This is a genomic window from Sphingomonas sp. IBVSS2 (genome assembly GCF_002127225.1).
Classification (GTDB): Bacteria; Pseudomonadota; Alphaproteobacteria; order Sphingomonadales; family Sphingomonadaceae; genus Sphingomonas.
In genome coordinates this window covers 73,922-92,651 of sequence record NZ_NFUR01000001.1, presented here as the reverse complement: position 1 = coordinate 92,651, position 18,730 = coordinate 73,922, and the positions used below count along the sequence as shown (strand labels likewise).

Sequence of the window (18,730 nt, the reverse complement as noted above, 5' to 3'; positions counted from 1 at the left end):
CTAGCGCCGCACCCGGGTCACATGCCCCATCTTCCGCCCCGGCCGGGCATCGCCCTTGCCGTAGAGATGGAGATGCGTGCCCGGTTCGGCGAGCAGCTCGGCCCAGCGGTTCGCCTGGTCGCCGATCAGGTTCTCCATCTCGATGCCGGTGCCGGTGAGCCCGGTGCTGCCCAGCGGCAGCCCGCAGATCGCGCGGATATGGTTCTCGAACTGCGAGCATTCGGCGCCTTCGATGGTCCAATGCCCCGAATTGTGCACGCGCGGCGCCATCTCGTTGAACACCGGCCCGTCGTCGGTCGCGAAGAATTCCAGCGTCAGCACGCCGACATGGCCCAGCGCCTCGGCCACCCGGCCGGCGAGCGTCGCCGCCTCGGTCCAGTGGCGTGCGATCTCGGCGGGCGCGGGCACGGTCGACTTGTCGAGGATGCCGTCCTTGTGCTCGTTCCAGGGCGGCGGATAGCTGGCCAGCGAACCGTCCACCCCGCGCACCGTGATGATCGAGAATTCGTGGCTGAACGTCACAAAGCCTTCGAGGATCGCCGGCCGCTCGCCGATCTCCTCCCAGGCCGAAGCCGCTTCGGCCGCGTCGCGGATGCGCACCTGGCCCTTGCCGTCATAGCCCAGGCGCAACGTCTTCAGGATCGCGGGCGCACCGATCTCCGCGATCGCGGCGTCGAGCTGCGCGCGGGTCTCGACCAGCGCCCAGGGCGCGGTCCGGCCGCCCAGCGCGGCGACGAACGCCTTCTCCCGCGCCCGGTCCTGCGCGATCGACAGGCTCTGCGCGCCGGGGCGCACCGGCACCTTGCCGGCGAGGAACTCCACCGGCCCGATCGCGATGTTCTCGAACTCATAGGTGATCACGTCGCACTGGGCAGCGAGCTCGTCGAGCACGATGCGGCTGTGATAGTCGGCGCGGGTGTAGCTGGAGGCGGTCTGCGCGGCGACGCTCTCTTCGTCGGGCGCGAGCACATGGGTGCGATAGCCGAGCTGCGCGGCGGCGACGGCGAGCATGCGGCCGAGCTGGCCCCCGCCCAGGATGCCGATCGTCGAGCCGGGGGGCAGCGCATCGCTCATTCGGGATCGATCGCCACGCCTTCGGTCTGCGCCGCGCGCCAGGCCTGGAGGCGCTGGCTGAGCGCTTCGTCCGAAGTCGCCAGGATCGCGGCGGCGAGCAGCCCGGCATTGATCGCCCCGGCCTTGCCGATCGCCAGCGTGCCCACGGGGATGCCGCCGGGCATCTGGGCGATCGAGAGCAGGCTGTCCATGCCCTTGAGCGCCTTGGACTCGACCGGCACGCCGAGCACCGGCAGGTGCGTCATCGAAGCGGCCATGCCGGGCAGATGGGCCGCGCCGCCGGCCCCGGCGATGATCACCTTGAGGCCGCGTCCGGCCGCGCCGGTGGCATAGTCGTAGAGCCGCTGCGGGGTGCGGTGCGCCGAGACGACCTTGGTCTCGTGCGGCACACCGAGCTTCTCGAGCACCTTGGCGGCGTGGTGCATCGTCTCCCAGTCGGAAGTGCTGCCCATGATGATGCCGACCAGAGGTGCCACGTCTTGCCCCGTCTCGTGTGGAAGGCGCGTTCCTAGAGGGGAGGGGCGGGGAGGGCAACCCATCCCCGCTGGAAGAACCAGCCTTGCCGTAATAGCATCGGCCGATGCTGCTCGCTCTCGCCCTGCTCGCCGCCGGTCAACCCCCCTTCCCGACACGGACGGGGCAATGCCAATGGGTGCGGGGCGGCTTCTACGTGGCCAATGGCAGCGGCATCAACCGGCTCTGGGTCCGTGGCACGAAGCATGTGTTGAACCTGCACGATGCCGACAGCGAGAAAGAGGCGCCGCCGGCAATACGGCGCTTCTGGGACGGTCGCCCATTCGAGCAGCGGCTATGGGGCGAGTTCTACGTCTGCGCCCGGGCACGCTATATCCCGGGCCACATGCAGCGCGTCCGCATTCTGCGCACGCGCCGCACCGTGATCACCGGCTGAGATCTCACCGCTCGCTGAGATAATAGCGATCCAGCGCGTTCAGCTGGTCGTCCAGTTCATAGACGATCGGCTGGCCGGTCGGGATCTCCAGGTTGACGATCTCGTCGTCGGGAATGCCCGAGAGATGCTTCACCAGCGCGCGCAGCGAATTGCCGTGCGCGGCGATCAGCACGCGCTTGCCGGCCTTGAGTTCCGGTGCGATCCGTTCCTCCCAATAGGGCAGCACGCGCGCGATCGTGTCCTTCAGGCTTTCGGTCTGCGGGATCGCCACGCCGCGATAGCGCGCGTCCCTGGCCAGGTCCCAGGGCGACCCCGCTTCGGGGAGCGGCGGCGGCACGTCGAAGCTGCGGCGCCAGATCTTCACCTGCTCGTCGCCGTGCAGTGCCGCGGTCTCGGCCTTGTTGAGCCCGGTCAGCCCGCCATAATGGCGCTCGTTGAGCTTCCAGCTCTTCTCCTCGGGCAGCCAGAGGCGCCCCATCGCCTCCAGCGCCAGGTGCAGCGTCTTGATCGCGCGGCTCTGGAAGCTGGTGAAGCACAGGTCGAAGTCGAGCCCCTTCTCCTGCATCAGCGCGCCGGCGGCGGTCGCTTCCTGCACGCCCTGCTCGGTCAGGTCGACGTCCCACCAGCCGGTGAAGCGGTTCTCGAGGTTCCAGGCCGATTGGCCGTGGCGGATCAGGACGAGCTTGGGCATGCGAACTCCTTGCAACCGGTTGCGAGCGTCCTTAGCGGCAGGAGCGGCGGGGACAAGGGAGACAGGCGATGGCGATCGTTCGGGAGACTCTGGTGTACCATGGCCCTGGCGGCCCCTTCGAAGGCGTGGTCGCCTATGAGGACGAAGTGACGACGCTGCGCCCGGGCGTGCTGGTGCTGCCCAATGTGCTCGGCCAGAAGGAAGCCGACAACGTCCATGCCGAGAACCTCGCCAAGCTCGGCTATGTCGCGCTGGCGGCCGACATCTATGGCCAGGGCAAGCGCGTGACGCACGCCTCCCCCAATCGCAGCGAATATATGGATGCCCTCAACGCCGATCGGGCGCTGCTGCGCGCCCGGCTGGCGGCTTCGCTGGACGCGCTGGCCGGTTTCGACCGGGTCGACCCCGCCAGGCTCGCCGCGATCGGCTTCTGCTTCGGCGGCAAGTGCGTGCTCGACATGGCGCGGGCGGGCCTGCCGATCCTCGGCGGCGTCTCGTTCCACGGCGTCTATGATGCGCCCGATTATGCCAGCGTATCGCCGATCACGGCCAGGCTGCTCGTCTGCCATGGCTGGGAAGATCCGATCGCACCGCCCGAGAAGACCGTGGCGCTGGCCCGGGAACTGACCGAATCGGGTGCCGACTGGCAGATCCATGCCTATGGCCATGCCGGCCACGCCTTCACCGACCAGGACCGCAAGGTCTCCACGGTTCCGGGCGTGGCCTATGAGCCCAAGGCCGACCGCCGCAGCTGGCAGGCGATGGCCAATTTCCTCGAAGAGGTGTTCGCCTGAGCGCGCGAGTCGCGGCCATGGTTAACGAATCGTCACTACGCCGGCCCCGGATTCATCCGTAAGGTGCGACTACCATAAGGGTTCCCGCCAAATTGGCGGGCCCGTTGCGCCTGGTCATATTCCCCGCACGACAGCAGCAGCCGGGGCGCTGCGGCAGCAGGGGATACGCAATGTCGAAGATCACGATCGCGCTGGAAGCGGCCGTCGCCACCGTCATCGAGAATATGCCGGCGGATGGCGCCGCTCGCACCAACCGCCAGCGCGTTTATGTCGACCGCGCCTTCGCCCAGATCCTCAAGCTGATCGCCCCGCGCATCCGCCACTTCGTCCGCCAGTACGGCCTGACCGCGCACTGGGAGGATGCCGAACAGTGCTGCGCCATCGCAGTCCACCGCGCGATCGAATCCTATGATCCCACCAAGGCCCAGTTCACCACCTTCGTGAACTGGCAGATCCGCGGCGAGCTCCAGAGCCTGCGCTTCCGCCTGATGACCGACCAGCGCCCCTCGGCCAGGAAGGTCGAGGCCACCACCGTCTCGCTCAGCGCGCTGGCCGCCACCGACGGCGACGAAATCGCCCCCGAGGCGATGATCGAGGACGAGGACGCCGTCGCCCGCACCGAGGCCGCCGCTTCCGACTATCTCGCCGAGGGCGCCGTCTCCCAGCTCATCGATGCCTATGTCGACCAGCTCCGCAAGGTCGGCGTCGAGGCTCTCCGCCGCCGCCCGCGCCCGAAGCGCGCCGAGGCTGCGCTGCGCCGCACCGAGGGGCCGCGCCTGCGCTCGGCCACCCATGGCATCGACCCCGCCGAGCTGGAGAAGCTCGAAGCCAAGCTGAGCCGCGATCGCGAGATCGTCGAGCGCCGCGTCTTCCAGACCGCCACGCTCGACGACCTGTCGCTCGAGACCGGCGTGACCAAGGAGCGCGTCCGCCAGATCACCAAGCGCGCCGCCAAGGCGATCGCCGAGATCGCGGCCAACGACCCGCGCTTCGCCGTGATGGCGGAATATGGCCAACCGGGCGCCCCCAAGCGCCGCCCCGCCCCGGCCGCGCGCACCACGCCGATCCTTCCCGACGCCAGCCTGCCGCACAATCGCCTGGCCAGCGTCCGTGCCGTCGATCCGAGCACGCTCTCGCCCGCCGCCACGACGGCCGTCGCCGAGCAATCGGAGCGCGTCGAAGCGGTCCAGCTCGCCGCCGCCCCGGCTCCGTCGAGCGCTTCGCTCCACTGATCGCATCGGAACGCCGAGCGCGTCCCGCCATATCCTATAATGCTCCCGAGAGGGCTGGAGGAACCGATGCATCGCAATTTCGACTGGCATGGCACCGAGGATTTCCCCGGCTCGCTGCCGCGCCCCAATCGCCGCCTGACCGCGCTCGCGCAGGACGTGGCGCGACTGGCGCGCCCCTTGCTGCCGGCCGGCAGCGAACTGATCCTCGGCCTGGAAGCGACCGCCGACGGCCAGATCCACCTGCTCTGGTGGCGCCGGCGCGATTTCCGGCGCGTGGCGATCATCTCGGCCGCGCCCGATGCCTTTTGCCCGGAGGATAGCGACGAGGGCGCGCTGCAGGATGCCGCGGCGGCACTGCTCGACTATCTTGCCGGCCGCTGGCCGACGCCGCCGGGCGCGCTGGGCGCGATCACCGACGGGACCGGCGTGGCCTTCGCCCCCGATCATCCCGCGCCTTCGGCCGAGGGCTGGCTGCTTCGCCATGCCACCGGCGAAAGCACGCTGGCGATGATCCTCGACCTTGATCCGGCCGGCCCGTGCGGGCTGCTGACGGGGGGCCAGGCGGCGGGTTCATTCCACTAACGGAATGCCGTTTACCTTGTATTATCCTTGAATTGCTTCAAGATACCCTCAGAATCGAGGGGATCGGTCATGGCAAGCGCGAACGGCAAGGGTAAGATGCGGGCGGGACCCGCAGGCGAACCCATGATCGATTTCTATCGTGCAATTGTCTTTCCGAACCGGGTGCGCGAGCAGCGGCAGCGGCATGGCTTTGCCAAACTGCTCCGCCTCTCGGCGAGGATTCCGGAAATCCCCTATATTCGTCTTTCGAAGATCGAACGCGGCGAAGTCGTCGCGCGCGCCGATGAACTGCGCCGCGTCGCCGCCGCGCTCGGCATTGCTCCCGCCGAACTGCTGCTCGACATCGATGCCGCCGATTTCGACATCGCCGCCTGGGCCGAGCCGTTCAGCGACGGCGCCCAGATCGACCTGAAGGAAGAGCGGTTCGCCGTGCTGCTCGGTGCCGCGCTGCGCGCGCGCCGCACGCTCGATCCCGCGCTGACCATCGCCATGATCGAGCGCGACTACGGCCTGCCGCCGGTCAATCTTTCGCGCGTGGAGAACGCCCAGAAGCCGTTCGGCCGCTGGAACGCCGCCGTGCAACGCGCGCTGTTCGCGCTGTTCGGCGTCGCCGACGAGCCTGGATTGCGCGCCGAAGTGGAGAAGCGCCGCGCCGCCGGCGTGCTCGACAGCTTCCTGGCCACCATCGCCAATCCCGAGACCCGGATCGCCCGCACGCGCGAGCGCGTCGCCGAACTCCTGGCGGCGCTGCGCGAAGAGGCCCCTGCGCCGGCCGTCGCCGCGACGGCGACCCTGTTGCCGCTTCCCGGCACGCCCGTGACGGCGATCCGCTTGCTGCCCGTCTTCGGCGCGCCCTTGCCCCATGGCCTGATCGGCGACCAGCCGACCGGCAAGACCGTGGAGGCGCCGCATATCGCGGGGCCCCGCGCCTTCGGCCTCAAGGTGTGCCGCGCGACACTGGGCGGCGGCCTGCCCGCCCAGGCGATAGTGGTCGCCGATCCCGATCGCCTGCCGGTGCCCGGCGGCATCGCCGCGCTGCGCGAGGAGGAAGGCTGGCGGCTGCTCTCGGTCGCTTCGGGCCGGGACGGGCGGATGATCGGCTACAGCATCAATCCCGACATGGAGATATCGCTCGACGATTGCGATCCGGCGCGCCTGGCCGCGATCGTCTCTGCCGTCTTCCTCTGATCCCGGCGCCCGTGCTAGGGCGCCCCGTCATGGGGATCATCGTCGCGATCGAAGGCGCCGACGGCGTCGGCAAGAACACTATTTCAAAGCTGCTCTGCGAAACGCTCCAGGCAGCCGGCAAGACCGCCACGGTGATCGGCTTCCCGCGCTATGGCGAAACCGTCGCCGGAGTGACGATCGGCCGCTACCTGGCCGGGGACATGCCCGTGCCGGTGAGCCCCCATGCCGCCGCAACGCTCTATGCGCTCGACCGGTTCGAGTGGCGCGAGCGGATACTGGCTTCGGCCGCGGCCCATGACGTGCTGATCTTCGATCGCTACGTCGCCTCGAACATGGCCTATCAGGGCGCGCGCGTGCCGGCGGAGGAGAGCCGCGCGCTGATGGAATGGATCCTGGCGCTCGAGACCGGCCAGTTCGCCCTGCCCATTCCCGCCCTCTCGATCTATCTCAACACGCCCTGGGAGCTGGCCCGCGCGCTGATCCTGCAAAAGGCGGAGCGCAGCTATACGAGCAAGAGCTTCGACGCATATGAGGCCGATGTCGCGCTCCAGCAGCGCGTGCGCGGCAATTACGAGTCGATCGTGGCGGCCGGCCTGCTCGGCCCCTGGCGGATGGTGCATGCCAGCAGCGACGGCATGATGCGCGCCCCGGCCGAGATCGTCGGCGAGATCCTCGCGCTTCTGGAAGCGGTTCCGCAACAAGGCTGAAAGCGGCGCGACCGGCTTGACAGCCTACCCCGCGGCGCCGCATGGTAGCGCTATCAAAAGCAGATATTGGGGCGAGAGGATTTGAAAGCGTCTCCGGCGGAAGTGCTGCCTGTCGATCATGCCAAGGCGATTCTGGTTGGCCGCATCCTGACGGAAGCGGGGCCCAGCCCCGTGATCCTGCGCGGTGGCCGGATCCTTGACGTATCGGCCAGCGCGGCGACGGTATCCGACTTGCTCGACCATGCCGAGCCGGCGGAGCTGGCCGGCGTCGACATCGGTGCGGTGTCCGACATCGGCAGCGACGACGGCCCCGTCCTGCTCGCTCCGATCGACCTGCAGTGCGTGAAGGCCTGTGGCGTGACCTTCGCGCTCTCGGCGATCGAGCGGGTGATCGAGGAACGCGCGCGCGGCGATGCCGACAAGGCGGTGGCGATCCGCGACGACCTGGAGGCCAGGATCGGCTCGGGCATCCGCGCGGTCGTTCCCGGCACGCCCGAGGCGGCGAGCCTCAAGGCGGCGCTGATCGACGCGGGCATGTGGTCGCAATATCTCGAAGTCGCGATCGGCCCCGATGCCGAGGTGTTCACCAAGGCGCCCGTGCTCTCCGCAGTGGGCTGGGGCGCGGACATCGGCGTGCGCTCGGACAGCGACTGGAACAACCCCGAGCCCGAAGTGGTGCTCGTCGTCGACCGGCACGGCACGCCCCGCGGCGCGACGCTGGGCAACGACGTCAACCTGCGCGACTTCGAAGGGCGCAGCGCCCTGCTGCTGGGCAAGGCCAAGGACAACAACGCCTCGACCGCGCTCGGGCCGTTCATCCGCCTGTTCGACGACGGCTTTACCATGGACGATGTCCGCACCGCCGAGGTCGACCTGGTCATCGACGGGCCCGAGGGCTATCGCCTCCAGGGCACCAACAAGATGAGCCAGATCAGCCGCGATCCCACCGAGCTGGTCCGCCAGGCGCTGAGCGAGCACCAATATCCGGACGGCTTCGCGCTGTTCCTCGGCACGCTGTTCGCCCCGATCCAGGATCGCGACCATCCGGGCCGCGGCTTCACCCACAAGGACGGCGACCTGGTGCGCATCTCGAGCCCGAAGCTCGGCGTTCTCGCCAACCGCGTCACCACGTCCAAGGCGGCCCCGCCCTGGACCTTCGGCATCCGCGAGCTGATGCGCAACCTGGCGGGCCGCGGCCTGCTGTGAGCGATTTACTCGGACAAATTAAACGCTATTCCAGGGTACCTTATTCTCATGTCGGAAGCTGATCCCATGCACGTGCCGCTCACTCGCGATCAGCGCGCCCTCTATCCGAGCCTGAAGGGCAAGCGCGTGCTGATCACCGGCGGCGGATCGGGCATCGGCGCCGGCATGGTCGAGGGCTTTGTCCGCCAGGGCTGCGACGTCACTTTCTTCGACATCGCCGATGCGGAATCGCAGGCGCTGATCGCCGGCCTTGCCGGCCTGGGGCAGCCGCCGGCCTATGCGCATGTCGACCTGACCGACGTGGCCGGCGCCAAGGCCCGGATCGCCCGGCTGATCGAGGATTTCGGCAGCTTCGACATCCTGGTGAACAACGCCGCGAACGACGATCGCCACACGATCGAGCAAGTCACGGAAGAATATTGGGAAAACCGGCTCAACGTGAACCTGAGGCATTTGTTCTTCTGTGCCCAGGCCGTGATCCCCGGGATGAAGGCCAAGGGCGCCGGCGTGATCATCAACCTGGGCTCGATCTCGTGGCACCTCGCGCTGGAGGAGCTGACGCTCTACCAGACCGCCAAGGCCGCGATCGAGGGCCTGACCCGCAGCTTCGCGCGCGAACTGGGCCCTCACAATATCCGCTCGGTCTGCATCGTGCCGGGCAATGTGAAAACCCCGCGCCAGATGAAATGGTACACGCCCGAGGGCGAGGCCGAGATCGTGAAGGCCCAGTGCCTGAAGGGCCGGCTGGTGCCCGACGACATCGCGGCGATGGCGCTGTTCCTCGCCTCGGACGATGCGCGGCTGATCACCGGCCATGAGTATTTCGTCGACGCGGGCTGGCGCTGAGCCATGGGCGTGGTGACCTCGGCACCGGCGAGTGTCTGGTCGCTCGCCGCGCCGCTGCTCGAGGGGCCGGTCTGGGTGGCGCGCGATGCCGCGCTGTGGTTCGTCGACATCAAGGGCCATAGGGTCCATCGCTACGATCCCGCGACGGGCGACAAGCGGAGCTGGGCCGCCCCCGGCCAGCTGGGCTTCGTGCTGCCCGTGGCGAGCGGCGGCTTCGTCGCCGGGCTGCAGGCCGGGCTCGCTCGCTTCGATCCGGCCGACGGCAGCTTCGCCCCGCTGGTCGATCCCGAGCCGGAAAAGCCGGGAAACCGGCTGAACGACGCCACCGTCGATCCCGCCGGCCGGCTGTGGTTCGGCACGATGGACGACAGCGAGGCAGCCGATACGGGCGCGATCTACCGGCTGGCGGCGGACGGCCGCTGCATCCTCATGAGCCCCTTCACCGCGATCACCAACGGCCCGGCGGTGAGCCCCGACGGGCGGACGCTCTACCATATCGATACGCTGGGCGGCGTGATCCATGCCTGCGACCTGGCCGCGGACGGCAGCCTGGCCAACCGGCGGGAGTTCGCCCGCATCCCCAACGACCAGGGCTATCCCGACGGTCCGACCATGGATTCCGAGGGCTGCCTGTGGGTAGGGCTGTACAAGGGATCGGCGGTGCGCCGCTACGCCCCCTCCGGGGAATTGCTGGAGGCCGTGCGATTTCCCGTCGACGCGATCACCAAGATCGCCTTTGGCGGGCCCGATCTGCAGACGGTCTATGCGACCACCGCCAACAAGCACCTTTCCCCCGCGGAAAAGGCGGCGAACCCGCATGCGGGGGACCTGTTCGCCTTTCGCGTCTCGGTGCCGGGGGTGGCGGGGACGCTGATCCGCGAAGGCGCGTGAACCGGATATCTCGGGCACGAAAGGCCGCCACGTCATTGCCCGCCGCAGCGCCACCATGGCGCAGGCCAAGGCAGATATAGTAAACAATATTGACTATCAGGAAGCGGGACTGTAAACATCCCGCATGCCGAATGAATCCTCCATCCCGATTCCCCTGCCCGCGCTGCTGCGCCACGCGCGCCACACCTATGGCGCCGCGATGCGGGCGGCACTGGCGGAGCACGGCCATGACGACATCCCCGGCAATGGGCTTTATGTGATCGGCGCGCTGGCGCTGGGCGAAGCGCCGCTTTCCCAGATCATCCGGGAGTTGCGCGTAAGCAAGCAGGCGGCGGGCCAGCTGGTCGATGCGCTGGTGCTGCGCGGCTATCTCGACCGGCAGGTCGATCCCGCCGACCGGCGACGGCTGACCGTGACGCTGACCGAGCGCGGCCGCGCCGCCGCCGACACCCAGATCGCCGCACGCGTGGCGATCGATGCCGAACTGGCCGCACGGGTGGGCGCGGAGAAGGTCCGCCATGCCCGCGAAGTGCTCGCGGCGCTGATCGACATCGGCCACGGGGCCGAGGGCGATGCCGGATAAGCTGTTGCTCCCCTCCCCGGAAGGGAGGGCCGGGAGCGGCCGCTCGGAGCGTCAGGCGGGCGCCAGCACCGTCACGTTCACATCGATCCGGCGGCGATAGCCGAGGCGCTCGTACAGGCCGATGGCGGATGCATTGTCCGCATAGGCGTGCAGGAAGGGCACTTCACCCCGCGCCGCGATGCGAGCGGCGACGATGCGCATCAGCTTGCCGGCGAGGCCGAACCCACGGAAATCGGGATGGGTGCACACGCCGCTGACTTCCGTGAAATCGAGCGGCTTCATCCGCTCGCCTGCCATCGCGATCAGCCGCCCTTCGCGCCGGATGCCGATGAACCGGCCCAGCTGGTGGGTGCGGGCGAAGAAAGGCCCCGGCTCCGTGAGCGTGGCGAGCGCCAGCATCTCCGGCGCATCGGCATCGCCCAGCTCGAGAAAGGCGAAATCGGGATCGGCCGGCAGCGGATGCTCCGCGACCATCTGGACTCCCATGCGGTGCTTCCGGACGATCGTGCCCGGGACCGGGGGCAGCGGATCCTTCTCCAGCACGATCGCCGGGCCGGTGCGGGCGACCAGCGCGCCAAGTGCCGCCAGCGGCTCGTAGCTGTGGTTCACCACAGTGGCGAAGGTCGCATAGTCGCCGTCATAGCGCTGGGCGAGCCCCGTGCTGCGCGCAAGATGCTTCTGGCGGGAGCAGAGCGCGGACCAGGCGGGATTGTCGAGCGGGTGCATTGCGGTGTTTTGCGCCGCCGGCGCGACTGGAGCAATTCCTCCCCGAGCAAGCTGGGGGAGGAATTTAGGCTAGTGATTGTGCCGCGGCACCTTCTCGCTGGTCCGCCGATATTTCAGCGCGAAGTCGAGCACCCCGCCCTCGCCCAGCTGGCCGACCTTCTCGCGATAGAGCTCCTCCCAGGGCGTGTTGCTTTCCGGGATCGGCGGGGCGGGCTCGGCCTTGCGGCGCGCAATCTCGTCCGGCGCGACCAGCGCATCGCAGATGCCGGCGTTCAGATCGATGCGGATCGTGTCGCCGGTGCGCAGCCAGGCCAGGCCGCCGCCCGCCGCGCTCTCGGGCGAGGCATTGAGGATCGAGGGGCTGTCCGACGTGCCCGACTGGCGGCCGTCGCCCAGCGTCGGCAGGCTCATGATGCCCCGCTGGATCAGGTGGTCGGGCGGCTGCATGTTGACCACCTCGGCCGAGCCGGGCCAGCCGATCGGGCCCGAGCCGCGAATGACGAGGATGCAGTTCTCGTCGATGCCCAGCGCCGGATCGTTGATGTTGTGATGATAATCGTCCGAGCCGTCGAACACGATCGCCCGGCCCTCGAACACGCCTTCCCGGCCGGGGCGCGAGAGGTAGCGGGCACGGAAATCCTCGGAGATCACGCTCGTCTTCATGATCGCCATGTCGAACAGATTGCCCGACAGGACGAGGAAGCCGGCCTTCTCCTTGAGCGGCTTGTCCCAAGCGAAGATGACGTCGCGGTCGCTGACATGGCTGTCGGCGATGTTCTGCGCGAGCGTCCTGCCGGTGCAGGTCATCACCCCGCCGTCGAGCGCGCCATTGGCGAGCATTTCGGCGAGCACGGCGGGGATTCCGCCGGCGCGGTGGAAGCGCTCGGAGAGATATTGGCCGGCGGGCTGCATGTTGACGACGAGCGGCAGGTCATAGCCCGCGCGCCAGTCGTCCGGCGTGATTTCGATGCCGGCATGGCGGGCCATGGCGCCCAGGTGCGGCTGGGCGTTGGTGGAGCCGCCGATCGCGGTGAGCAGCCGGATCGCGTTGAGGAAGCTCTCACGCGTGAGGATCCGGGAGGGGCGCAGGTCCTCATAGGCCATCTCGACGATGCGCTTGCCGGTCTCATAGGCCATCTGGCCGCGCTCGCGATAGGGTGCCGGGATCATCGCGCAGCCGGGGAGCGACATGCCGAGCCCCTCCGCGATGCTGTTCATCGTCGAGGCGGTGCCCATGGTATTGCAATGGCCCGACGAAGGCGCGCTCTCCATCGCGCGGCGGAGGAACTCGGCCTCGTCGATCTCGCCCGCGGCCATCTTGCGGCGGCTGCGCCAGATCACCGTTCCGGAACCCACCAGCTCGCCTTCGTGCCAGCCGTCGAGCATCGGGCCGCCCGACAGGACGATCGCCGGGATGTCGACGGTGGAGGCGGCCATGAGGGACGAAGGCGTGGTCTTGTCGCAGCCGGTGGTGAGGATCACCGCGTCGATCGGATAGCCGTTGAGGATCTCGACCAGGCCGAGATAGGCGAGGTTGCGATCGAGCGCCGCGGTGGGACGGCGGCAATTCTCGAAGATCGGGTGGAGCGGGAACTCCATCGGCACGCCGCCCGCCGCCAGGATGCCGGCGCGGGCGCGCTTGACCGTCTCCAGATGGATGCGGTTGCAGGGAGCGATGTCGCTGCCCGATTGGGCGATGCCGATGATCGGCTTGCCGCTCGTCAGCTCCTCCGGCGTGATGCCGTAGTTCATGAAGCGCTCGAGATAGAGCGCCGCCATGTCGGCACGTCCTGGCGCCGCGAACCATTCGCGCGAGCGGAAGGGGCGGACGGGGGTGCGGGTCACTAGCTACTCCAATCAAATTCCCCCCCGAGCTTGTCTCGGGGAGGGGGACCATTCGCGAAGCGAATGGTGGAGGGGCGGCGGTGGAACACCGCCGTCTTCGACGGCGGCCCCTCCACCACGCCCTTCGGGCGCGGCCCCCTCCCCCAGCTTGCCTAGGGGAGGAATTGGGATGTCACCCCTCCATCGCCTCCAGTTCCTTGCCCTTGGTCTCGTGGATGAACTTCTGGACGAGGAAGAAGCTGATCACCGCACAGACGCCGTAGAAGGTATAGGCGCCGGTGAGGCTCCACTTGGCCATGCTCGGAAAGGTCTGGGCGATGAGATAATTGGCGCCCCATTGCGCGAAGCCGCAGACCGCCAGCGCCGAGCCGCGGATCTGGTTGGGGAACATCTCGCCGAGCATCACCCACATCACCGGGCCCCAGCTGACGTTGAAGAAGATCACGTAGAGGTTCGCCGCGATCACCGCGACCATGCCCATCTGCGGCGTCAGCACCAGCTTGCCGGCGGGATCGAGCGTGCCCTGGCTGAAGGCATAGACCATCACGAACAGGGTCACCGCCATGCCGGCCGAGCCGATCAGCAGCAGCGGCTTGCGGCCGATGCGGTCGATCAGCGCGATGGTGAGGAAGCAGGCGGCGATCGAGACGGCGCCCGAGACGATGTTGATCAACAGCGCGTCATTCTCGGTGAAGCCGGCGAGCTGCCACAGGGTAGCGCCATAATAGAAGATCACGTTGATGCCGACGAGCTGCTGGAACACCGCCAACAGCAGACCGGCCCAGACGATCGCGCGGATGCCCAGGAAGCCGCCGGGCGCGAAGATGTCGGCCAGGCGCGGGCGGTGATCGGTCGAGAAGCTGGCCTGGATCTCGGCGAGCTTGAGCCCGCCCTCGGTCGCGCCGAACAGGCTGGTCAACACCTTGAGCGCCTCGGGATTGCGCTGCTTGGCCACGAGGTAGCGCGGGCTTTCCGGAATGAAGAACAGCGCGACGAGGAAGACCGCGGCCGGGATCGCCTGCATCAGGTACATCCAGCGCCATGCTTCGATCCCGCCGAGATGGCCGAGCGAGCTGCCGGCAGCCTGGGCAAGGTAATAGTTGACCACGAATGCGGCGGTGAGGCCCGTGATGATCATGATCTGCTGCACCGTCGTCATCCGGCCGCGGATGCTGGCGGGGGCGACTTCGGAGATATAGGCCGGCGACAGCACCGACGCCGCGCCGACCGCGACGCCGCCGATGATGCGGGCGATGACGAAGATCGTGTGATCGTGCGCGAAGCCCTGGACGAGCGCGCCGCCGAGGAAGAGCAGCGCGGCCAGCCGCATCACGTTGCGGCGGCCCATCGAATCGGCGAGCGTGCCGGCGAAGAAGGCGCCGAACACGCAGCCGATCAGCAGCGAGCCGACGGTGAAGCCGAGCCCGGCCTCGTCCAGCGCAAAGGCGGAGCGCAGCCCTTCCTGCGTGCCGTTCACCGCGCCGCTGTCATAGCCGAAAAGCAGTCCGCCGATCGTCGCCACCGCGACGATGGCGCCGATCAGGCCCAAATTGGCCCTTTGCGCCGCATCGTTCATTCGCTCTTTCCCCTCCATCACGCCCCGTCCGGGCGAATTGTTAGCGGTAACGGTGACGCGATCCGAGGGGAAAAGCAAGTAGGGTTGCTTCCGCCGGACGACTCTGTCCCGCGTTGTCATGCTGGACCGGTTTGGGCCGGGGGCCAAGCCCCTTCCACTCGCCTCCCCGGAAGGGAGGGGCTCAGATCAGCGCCAGCTCTTCTTGCCCGGTGTCGGCCGGGGTGCCGCGGCGCCCGGCGGCGGGCCGGAGGATTCGCGCAGGATCAGCTCATGGTCGAGCACCTGTTCCTCCAGCTTGCCGGTGGTGCCGGCGCGGTGGGCCCGCAGCCGGGCGAGCAGCAGCGTGAGCGCGCTCTCGGCCATGGCGGCGATCGGCTGGCGGACGGTGGTGAGCTCGGGCCACATGGTGGTGGCGAGCGACGTGTCGTCGAAGCCGACGATGCTGATGTCCTGCGGCACGTGCAGCCCGCGCCGGTGCGCCACGCCCACCGCAGCCGCGGCCATGTCGTCGTTCGAGGCGAAGATCGCGGTGGGCGGGTCCTTGCGGTCGAGCAGCCGCTCGGCGGCGACGATGCCCGAGCGGAAGGTGAAATAGCCCTGCTCCACCGGCATCGCCTTCACGTCGAGCCCGGCGGCCTCGACCGCTTCCACGAAGCCGCGATGGCGCTCGGCGGAGCTGGTCTGGTTGGGGTTGCCGCGGATGAAGCCGATCCGGCGATGGCCGAGGTCGATCAGGTGCCGGGTCATCGCGGCCGCGGCGGCGGCATCGTCGATGCGCACGTTGAGGCTGCGCTCGGGCGGCAGGCCCATCGCGACCGAGACCCAGGGAATGCCCGCCGCCTCCAGCTCGGCGCGGACCGGCGCGGCTTCGGACAGCGGCGGCGGCAGGATCACGCCTTCCACGCTGGTGGAAGCGAACTGGCGCGTCGCCTCGGCCTGCTCGTCCGCCCGCTCGCCTTCACAAGCCTCGAGCACCAGGTGGCAGCCGGCCCGCCTGGCGGCGGCGAGCGCGCCGATCAGGAATTGCGAGAGATAGGCTGCGGACGGGTTCGAATAGAGCAGGCCGATCTGGGTCGCCTCGCCCGCCGCAAGGCTGCGCGCCGCGCTGTTGGGCGAATAGTTCAGCGTCGCGATCGCCTCGAGAACCGCCTGGCGGGTGGTTTCCCTGACATTGGATCCGCCATTGACCACGCGCGAGACCGTCATCGCGGAAACGCCGGCGGCGCGCGCGACGTCCTGTACGGTGACCGTGCCTCGGCTTCTGCGGCTGGGTCTGCTCATCGTTTCGGGGATATGCCGCGATTAGCATAAATGCAATCGGCGTGGCCCGGTTGACCGTTACGGATTCCGACTGATAGTGATAGCGCTACCATAGTCGGAACCAGCCGGCGCCCGAGCGCCGCGACCCAAAGGAGAGGAACGTGCGCAATTTCCGCCGCATCGCCGCGCTTGCCATCGCCGCCACGGCGCTGACTCCCGCCATTGCCCCTGCGGCGCACGCCCAGGCCGCCAGGGCGGACGGCAAGACGGAGCGCCCGCTCTACAAGGACGCCGGCCAGCCGATCGATGCGCGCGTCGACGACCTGCTCGGCCGGATGACGCTGGAGGAGAAAGTGGCCCAGCTGGTCGCGATCTGGCTGAAGAAGGACGCGATCCAGACGCCGGCGGGCGATTTCGATCCGGCCAAGGCGAGCGCCGCCTTCCCCAACGGCCTGGGCATGATCTCGCGTCCGTCGGACCGCAAGGGCGTGGCCGCCGGCACTGCCAATGCCGGTGCCGATGTCGCGGCCAATCGCGGCCCGGTGGATACCGCCACCTATATCAACGCCGCGCAGAAATGGTCGATGGAGCGCACCCGGCTGGGCATTCCGATGATCATGCACGAGGAGGCGCTGCACGGGCTGGTCGCCCCCGGCGCGACCAGCTTCCCCCAGTCGATCGCCCTCGCCTCCACGTGGAATCCGGGCCTGCTCGAGAAGATATTCTCGGTCGCCGCGGCCGAGGCACGGGCGCGCGGCGCCAATCTGGTGCTGGCCCCCGTGGTCGATGTGGCGCGCGACCCGCGCTGGGGCCGCATCGAGGAGACCTATGGCGAGGACCCCTATCTCGTCTCGGAAATGGGACTGGCGGCGATCCGCGGCTTCCAGGGCACCACGCTGCCGCTGGCCAGGGACAAGGTGTTCGTCACGCTGAAGCACATGACCGGGCACGGCCAGCCGGACAACGGCACCAATGTCGGCCCCGCCTCGCTGGGCGAGCGCACGCTGCGCGAGGACTTCTTCCCGCCCTTCGAAAGCGCGGTGACGCAGCTGCCGGTGCGCGCGGTGATGGCGAGCTACAACGAGATCGACGGCATCCCGAGCCACGCCAACAAATGGCTGCTGCACGACGTGCTGCGCGGCGAATGGGGCTTCAAGGGCGCGGTGGTGAGCGACTATTTCGCGATCCGCGAGCTCGTGACCCGGCACAAGATGTTCAAGGACGTGAAGGACGCCGGCGCGCGCGCGATTGATGCGGGCGTCGACGTCGAGACGCCGGACGGCGAAGGCTTCAACGCGCTGCTCCAGCTGGTCCGCGAGGGCAAGGTGAGCCAGGGCCAGATCGACAATGCGGTGCGCCGCGTGCTCGAGATGAAGTTCGAGGGCGGGCTGTTCGAGAACCCCTATGCGGACGTGAAGCTGGCCGCCCGGCGCACCAACACGCCCGAGGCGATCGCCCTGGCCCGCCAGGCGGCGCGGGAGTCCGTCGTCCTCCTCAAGAACGCGAACGGACTGCTCCCGCTCGACGCCGCCGGCATCAAGCGGATGGCGGTGATCGGCACCCATGCGCGGGACACGCCGATCGGCGGCTATTCGGACGTGCCGAACCATGTCGTCTCGGTGCTGGAGGCCATGCAGGCCGAGGGCAAGGGCAAGTTCCAGGTCGATTATTCGGAAGGCGTGCGGCTGACCGAAGGGCGGGTCTGGGCACAGGACAAGGTGACGCTCACCGATGCCGCGACCAACGACAAGCTGCGCGCCGATGCGGTGGCGGCGGCGAAGGATGCCGATGTCGTCGTGATGGTGCTGGGCGGCAACGAGGCGCTGAGCCGCGAGGCCTGGGCCGACGAGCATCTGGGCGACAGCGACACGCTCGACCTGCCGGGGCCGCAGGACCAGCTTGCCCGGGAGATCTTCGCGCTGGGCAAGCCGGTGGTGGTGATCCTGCTCAACGGCCGGCCCTATGCGGTCAATTATCTGGCCGAGAAGGCCCCGGCGCTGATCGAAGGCTGGTATCTGGGCGAGCAGACCGGCAACGCGCTGGCCGATGTGGTATTCGGCCGCTTCAACCCGGGCGGCAAGCTGCCCGTGTCGATCGCGCGCGGCGTGGGCCAGCTGCCGATCTACTATAACCGCAAGCCGACCGCGCGGCGCGGCTATCTGTTCGGCGACACGACGCCGCTCTATCCGTTCGGCTATGGCCTTTCCTATTCGACCTTCGAAATGGGCGCGCCGGTGCTGGGCGCGGGCACGATCGGGGTTTCGGACAAGGTGACGGTGAAGGTGGACGTGGCCAACACCGGCAAGCGCGCCGGGGACGAAGTCGTCCAGCTCTATGTGCGCGACGACGAGGCGAGCGTGACCCGGCCGCTGATCGAGCTCAAGCGCTTCCAGCGCGTGACGCTGCAGCCCGGCGAGCGGAAGACCGTGTCCTTCGAGCTGACGCCCAAGGACCTGTCGCTGTGGAACGTGCAGATGCAGCGCGTGGTGGAGCCGGGCACGTTCACCATCTCGGCCGGGCCGAATTCGGTGACCCTGAAGAGCACCACGCTGACGGTGCGCTAGACGTCATCCCGGCGGGCGCGCCGTCCGCCTCGACGATCGCGGTCTTGGGGTCGCC

The 18,730-nt window shown here is 68.6% G+C and carries 18 protein-coding genes; 11 read left to right on the top strand and 7 right to left on the bottom strand.

The genetic code is table 11. The annotated features are described in order from the left end of the window. Positions 1-1,074 (bottom strand): 5-(carboxyamino)imidazole ribonucleotide synthase, encoded by a 1,074-nt coding sequence (locus tag CAP40_RS00385; protein ID WP_086127392.1) that lies wholly within the window; start codon positions 1,072-1,074, stop codon positions 1-3. Then, entirely contained in the window at positions 1,071-1,526 is a 456-nt protein-coding gene (purE, locus tag CAP40_RS00380) for a 5-(carboxyamino)imidazole ribonucleotide mutase (protein ID WP_086128373.1), read from the bottom strand. Before purE ends, CAP40_RS00385 begins: the two co-directional genes overlap by 4 nt. Positions 1,527-1,654: 128 nt before the next feature. Here purE and CAP40_RS00375 point away from each other — a divergent pair, with 128 nt between their 5' ends. After that, positions 1,655-1,984 carry a hypothetical protein gene (locus tag CAP40_RS00375; RefSeq protein WP_144034176.1) on the top strand — a complete coding sequence of 110 codons (330 nt, stop codon included), beginning with the start codon at positions 1,655-1,657 and terminating at the stop codon, positions 1,982-1,984. A gap of 4 nt (positions 1,985-1,988) precedes the next feature. On the opposite strand, the gene gpmA is transcribed toward CAP40_RS00375, so the two are convergent. Further along, positions 1,989-2,675 carry a 2,3-diphosphoglycerate-dependent phosphoglycerate mutase gene (gene gpmA / locus CAP40_RS00370; protein ID WP_086127390.1) on the bottom strand — a complete coding sequence of 229 codons (687 nt, stop codon included), beginning with the start codon at positions 2,673-2,675 and terminating at the stop codon, positions 1,989-1,991. Between the two features lie 68 nt (positions 2,676-2,743). On the opposite strand from gpmA, the gene CAP40_RS00365 reads away from it, so the two are divergent. The 9 genes from CAP40_RS00365 (at position 2,744) to CAP40_RS00325 (ending at position 10,704) form a co-directional block, all read left to right on the top strand. After that, the gene (locus CAP40_RS00365; protein ID WP_086127389.1) at positions 2,744-3,469 is read left to right on the top strand and encodes a dienelactone hydrolase family protein; all 726 of its coding nucleotides are present in this window, start codon (positions 2,744-2,746) and stop codon (positions 3,467-3,469) included. Between the two features lie 170 nt (positions 3,470-3,639). Then, positions 3,640-4,701 (top strand): sigma factor-like helix-turn-helix DNA-binding protein, encoded by a 1,062-nt coding sequence (locus CAP40_RS00360; protein ID WP_086127388.1) that lies wholly within the window; start codon positions 3,640-3,642, stop codon positions 4,699-4,701. A gap of 66 nt (positions 4,702-4,767) precedes the next feature. After that, positions 4,768-5,283, top strand: a complete 516-nt coding sequence (locus tag CAP40_RS00355) for a hypothetical protein (protein WP_086127387.1) — start codon at positions 4,768-4,770, stop codon at positions 5,281-5,283. Between the two features lie 123 nt (positions 5,284-5,406). Beyond that, complete coding sequence (locus CAP40_RS00350) at positions 5,407-6,471, top strand: helix-turn-helix domain-containing protein (protein ID WP_256923946.1); 1,065 nt, start codon at positions 5,407-5,409, stop codon at positions 6,469-6,471. Positions 6,472-6,500: 29 nt separating this feature from the next. Further along, positions 6,501-7,178: a dTMP kinase gene (locus CAP40_RS00345; RefSeq protein WP_086127385.1), complete on the top strand. Its 678-nt coding sequence runs from the start codon at positions 6,501-6,503 to the stop codon at positions 7,176-7,178. Positions 7,179-7,280: 102 nt separating this feature from the next. Next, positions 7,281-8,384: a fumarylacetoacetate hydrolase family protein gene (locus tag CAP40_RS00340; protein ID WP_086127384.1), complete on the top strand. Its 1,104-nt coding sequence runs from the start codon at positions 7,281-7,283 to the stop codon at positions 8,382-8,384. A gap of 66 nt (positions 8,385-8,450) precedes the next feature. Then, positions 8,451-9,230, top strand: coding sequence for an SDR family NAD(P)-dependent oxidoreductase (locus CAP40_RS00335; protein ID WP_179187827.1), 780 nt, complete (start codon positions 8,451-8,453; stop codon positions 9,228-9,230). Between the two features lie 3 nt (positions 9,231-9,233). Continuing rightward, the gene (locus CAP40_RS00330) at positions 9,234-10,121 is read left to right on the top strand and encodes an SMP-30/gluconolactonase/LRE family protein (RefSeq protein WP_179187825.1); all 888 of its coding nucleotides are present in this window, start codon (positions 9,234-9,236) and stop codon (positions 10,119-10,121) included. Between the two features lie 124 nt (positions 10,122-10,245). Next, positions 10,246-10,704 carry a MarR family winged helix-turn-helix transcriptional regulator gene (locus CAP40_RS00325; RefSeq protein ID WP_086127382.1) on the top strand — a complete coding sequence of 153 codons (459 nt, stop codon included), beginning with the start codon at positions 10,246-10,248 and terminating at the stop codon, positions 10,702-10,704. A gap of 51 nt (positions 10,705-10,755) precedes the next feature. Here the strand turns inward: CAP40_RS00325 and CAP40_RS00320 are convergent, their stop codons facing one another. The 4 genes from CAP40_RS00320 to CAP40_RS00305 form a co-directional block, all read right to left on the bottom strand. Next, a complete protein-coding gene (locus tag CAP40_RS00320) occupies positions 10,756-11,430 on the bottom strand; it encodes a GNAT family N-acetyltransferase (RefSeq protein ID WP_086127381.1) in 675 nt (224 codons plus the stop codon). 69 nt (positions 11,431-11,499) lie between these two features. Further along, positions 11,500-13,275 (bottom strand): IlvD/Edd family dehydratase, encoded by a 1,776-nt coding sequence (locus tag CAP40_RS00315; protein WP_086127380.1) that lies wholly within the window; start codon positions 13,273-13,275, stop codon positions 11,500-11,502. Between the two features lie 172 nt (positions 13,276-13,447). Next, the gene (locus CAP40_RS00310) at positions 13,448-14,851 is read right to left on the bottom strand and encodes a sugar porter family MFS transporter (protein ID WP_086127379.1); all 1,404 of its coding nucleotides are present in this window, start codon (positions 14,849-14,851) and stop codon (positions 13,448-13,450) included. Between the two features lie 186 nt (positions 14,852-15,037). Next, the gene (locus CAP40_RS00305) at positions 15,038-16,132 is read right to left on the bottom strand and encodes a LacI family DNA-binding transcriptional regulator (protein WP_086127378.1); all 1,095 of its coding nucleotides are present in this window, start codon (positions 16,130-16,132) and stop codon (positions 15,038-15,040) included. Positions 16,133-16,272: 140 nt separating this feature from the next. On the opposite strand from CAP40_RS00305, the gene CAP40_RS00300 reads away from it, so the two are divergent. Next, positions 16,273-18,675, top strand: coding sequence for a glycoside hydrolase family 3 N-terminal domain-containing protein (locus CAP40_RS00300; protein WP_086127377.1), 2,403 nt, complete (start codon positions 16,273-16,275; stop codon positions 18,673-18,675). Positions 18,676-18,730 lie beyond the last annotated feature (55 nt).